General features: G+C 63.6%; 4 protein-coding genes. 3 read left to right on the plus strand and 1 reads right to left on the minus strand.

Translation table 11 applies throughout. The features are described from left to right. Positions 1 to 338 precede the first annotated feature (338 nt). The 3 genes from RM2_RS22680 to RM2_RS22690 all read left to right on the plus strand — a co-directional run bounded on the left by RM2_RS22680 (position 339) and on the right by RM2_RS22690 (position 3,287). Positions 339 to 932, plus strand: a complete 594-nt coding sequence (locus RM2_RS22680) for a recombinase family protein (protein WP_072691716.1) — start codon at positions 339 to 341, stop codon at positions 930 to 932. A 664-nt stretch (positions 933 to 1,596) separates the two neighbouring features. Further along, on the plus strand, positions 1,597 to 2,160 hold the full coding sequence (locus tag RM2_RS22685; protein WP_072691717.1) for a recombinase family protein: 564 nt from the start codon (positions 1,597 to 1,599) through the stop codon (positions 2,158 to 2,160). Positions 2,161 to 2,333: 173 nt separating this feature from the next. Further along, the gene (locus tag RM2_RS22690; protein ID WP_139277919.1) at positions 2,334 to 3,287 is read left to right on the plus strand and encodes a hypothetical protein; all 954 of its coding nucleotides are present in this window, start codon (positions 2,334 to 2,336) and stop codon (positions 3,285 to 3,287) included. Between the two features lie 129 nt (positions 3,288 to 3,416). Here RM2_RS22690 and RM2_RS22695 read toward each other — a convergent pair whose 3' ends face one another. Further along, positions 3,417 to 3,632: a hypothetical protein gene (locus RM2_RS22695; RefSeq protein WP_072688328.1), complete on the minus strand. Its 216-nt coding sequence runs from the start codon at positions 3,630 to 3,632 to the stop codon at positions 3,417 to 3,419. Between the last annotated feature and the right edge of the window lie 153 nt (positions 3,633 to 3,785).

Genomic DNA, 3,785 nt, shown 5'->3' on the forward strand with positions numbered 1-3,785 from the left:
TCACCAACAGTTTCGATGACACGGTGTCGGTGATCGGCATCGACCGGTGCACGGGTTCGTTGTGCTTCGATTTCGGTTCGGGCACCGGCAGCCTGACGGGCAGCTTCTCGGGTAGTGCTTTCAGCTGATACCGACCCGGTGACACCGTGCGCCCCGCGCATGGATATGCACCGAATATGCAGGGGACTTTAACGACCGTTTCCTACCCACACCAGTAGTCACTCGCAGCGACCGGTGAATCCTCAGGTCAGCGAGGCCCGCCAGTGGGTCACAACTCGTGTGCGGAATCTATGGGACGAAAGATCGAGATGTCGGCCCTTTATGGGACAGTTCCGGGCATGGCTCGGTTCGGATACGCGCGGGTGTCCACGCGCGGACAAAAGGACGACTCCCAGATCGACGCGCTCAATGCCGCGGGGTGCGAACGGATCTGGGTGGACAAGGCATCGGGCAAACTCGCCCGGCGCCCGGAATGGGACAAGTGCTTCGGCCACCTGCGCCGCGGCGACGAGTTGGTGATCACCCGTCTGTCGCGGCCGTTCCGGTCGGTGCGGCACATGACCGAACTCGCCGCCGCACTCGACGACCGCGGCGTCGACCTGATCGTGCTCAAACAAGGCATCGACACCACCACCCCGGCCGGGCGGTTCCTGTTCCACGTCATCGCCGCCATGGACGAGATGACCGCCGACCTGATCAGCGAAGGCACCCTCGAAGGCCTGGAGTCCGCGCGAGCCCGCGGCCGCGTCGGCGGCCGACCACCGGCCCTCACCGAGTTGCAGGTATTCAAGGCCCGCGAGATGTACGACGAACGCGACGACCGAGGCAAACGCAAATACACCGTCGCCCAGATCAGCGAGATATTCGGCGTCTCCCGCAAATCCATCTACCGCCACCTCGCACGCGACAACCCACGACGCCGACAACAGTAGGTGAATCACCCTGAACGAGAGGCTACTTTGCGGCTGGGGCCAGCTTCAGGATTCCGGGGCCAATACCTGCGTGGCGTGCGGGAAGCCGCAGGGGCCCGGCAAAGACGTGAGGGAGCCCGCTGAGCTGCGTTTTCGGTGCGGGGTGGTGCTCGATCAAGAGCCCGGATTGAGCGGGCACGGCCGTCTCGGTGATGATTCAAGTTCCTACACAAGCCTGTGACTCACGGCGATAGATGGCGGTGTTCTCGCGTCGTTAGGTGCCGCCAACGACGAGCATGCTCGGTTTCGACGACGTCGGCGGTGATGGTGTGGAGCTGTCCTGTAAGACGACCCTCCACCAGGACAACCGCGGGAGGGGCCGGACTCGATCGGGGCCAGCGTAATCACCGGCTCCGGGTGTCCTGTTTACCCATCCTGCATATTGATCCGGTATAGGTCGCCTTGGCCGGATCTGTTGCGCTCTGATCGAGCTGACCCCCGGGGTGGGGCGGGCACCAACTCGGCCGCGGGCGCGAGCGGCGGCGAGGCTGTTCCGTAAACCGACGTATATGAACCATCCGAGCCCGAGTTCGGCGACCAGGCACGCCCCGTGTTCCGAAACTCGTGTCCATAACCGATGTTTCACAATGAGTGTTGTCGGTGAGTTATGGAACACTCCTGCCCCGTGAGCGAATTATTGGGCTACGCGAGGGTCTCCACCGCCGATCAGACCCTCGATCTGCAGTCCGACGCCCTGAGCGCCGTGGGCTGTGCGCGGATCTGGACCGAGACCGCCAGCGGCGCCACCACCGCACGCCCACAACTGGGCGACCTCTTCTCCCACCTACGGCCGGGGGACACGCTGGTGGTGTGGCGGCTCGATCGCCTCGGCCGCAGCCTGCCGCACCTGCTTCAGACGGTCACCGACCTCGAAGACAAGGGCGTCGGCTTCCGGTCGGTGACCGAGGCGATCGACACCACCACCGCCGGCGGCAAGCTCATCTTCTCCATCTTCGGTGCCTTGGCCGAGTTCGAACGCAACCTCATCCGCGAACGCACCACCGCCGGCCTGGCCGCCGCCCGCTCCCGCGGCCGCGTCGGCGGACGCCCACCGAAGATGACACCGAAGAAAATCAAACAAGCAAAACTCATGCGCGACAACGGCATGAGCCAGATCGAGATCGCCGAAATCCTCGGCGTGGGACGGACCACGCTGTACCGGCATCTCGGGCCGCAGAAAGCGAGCTGAAATAGGAACACTATTCCAGCTCCTCTCGTCAACGTCGTCTCAGTTGGTCCTGGGCTGATATCGGGTGTGGATCTCTACCACCCCAGGGGCGCGCTATACCGCGACGACGCGCAGCCACCTGGGGTCAGCCGAGCATGGGAACAGGGGAGAAGCTGATGGGGGAGTGTGAGGTAATGCAGGGACCACATGACATAGCCGCGATAGTGGGCGAGCAGTACGGATCGCAACTCGACAGCATGCGAGCCGAGATCTTCGCCGAACTGGGCCGAATCGGCCCACCGACCCGCTTACCGGCGCGACGGACGAAACAGTCGTTGATCGCACCGAGCGTGCTCATGCCCGACGCCGAGGTGCATCTGAGCTGGATGGCCCAGATCGCAACCCCCTTCGGGACATTCGGCCGCGATCACGCCGGCATCATGCTGACCGTGTCCGTCGGCAGTTTTGCGGTCGGGACGACACTCCCGAAATCCTTGCGGGGTGTCGAGGCCGAGGAGGAAGGGTGGGCGCGCGCGGCACTGGGACGTGAGTGGGCGGACCATGCGTATCGGGTCGATACCTTCAGTGGTCTTACCGGTGGGCGGCCCGTGTTCTTTCCGGTTCTGGTAGATGTCGATGGGACCCCGCAGTTGGCCCCGAGTGATTTTCAATGGCCGATGGCCGGGGCCGGTGGGCCGGTCACTCGCCGGAAACTAGTCCCCGATCGATCGCAGCGGCAGCTGATCGCTTATCTCCGCCGGCACGGTGATGAGGTACCGGTCGAGGACATCGAAGCACCGGCCGGCGAACCTGATATCGCCTGGGCCGCCGCGTTCATAGGGCATTTGTCGGTGAGGCTCGCGTATCTGGCTGCCCGGGAAGAGCAGCGGGGCAACCGCCTGTCGGTCGAGCGCATCGAACTTGCCGGGAATGAACTGACGGCCGTCCTGTCCTATCAGAGTCGAGGATGGCCCGGCCATCGCAGTGGCCTGCGAATCGATGTACCAGGTTGGAGACAGCATCTACTTGGCAGAACCGGGGACGGACGAGCCCTCACTGCGGCCACTCATGTTCGAGCTAGATCCGTGTGGGAAAAACCGCGATCCTCGGCCGGCGCCGAAGAGATTGTGTGGACCCAACTACCGTGAGCGAACCGACGCTGATCGGCCCAGGTTCTCCACCCGACCCGATCAGCTCCGGCTTGTACCCGCTCACGAAGACTGTTACGCCCAGAGTTGCGAATCGGGGGTCGAGGAACAGATCAGCCCAATCCGGCGCTAAGCGCTTTCGATAGCTGAGAGTGCCACATTCGCGTCCTTGCCGAAGTCACGTTCCATTCGGTTCAGCACAACGATGTAATCGCGGCGGATGTTCTTCACCGACACCGTGCCGAGGAATATCCGTATGGCATCCACGATCCCGCCTACCCGGGACGGGGTAGGCGGGATCGGATCGCGCGGCACCGGCGGCAGTACCGCCTGGTCGGTCCCCATCGAGCAGCCTCCCGCGCTACCGCAGATTAATTACCGAGTCGACCCCGCACGAAAGATCCATCGCGCCAGTTCGTTCCATAGGCTGCCGCAGATAAAGAGCTAGTATCCGCGATAATTCCTAAGCGCCGGATCGGGCGGTTCTGTTCCTCGACT

This window comes from Rhodococcus marinonascens NBRC 14363 (genome assembly GCF_001894885.1).
GTDB lineage: Bacteria > Actinomycetota > Actinomycetes > Mycobacteriales > Mycobacteriaceae > Rhodococcus_F > Rhodococcus_F marinonascens.

Coding starts and splice junctions, on each gene's coding strand:
- RM2_RS22690 (WP_139277919.1), top strand. CDS start 2,334: ATGCAGGGACCACATGACATAGCCGCGATAGTGGGCGAGCAGTACGGA.
- RM2_RS22695 (WP_072688328.1), bottom strand. CDS start 3,632: ATGGGGACCGACCAGGCGGTACTGCCGCCGGTGCCGCGCGATCCGATC.
- RM2_RS22680 (WP_072691716.1), top strand. CDS start 339: ATGGCTCGGTTCGGATACGCGCGGGTGTCCACGCGCGGACAAAAGGAC.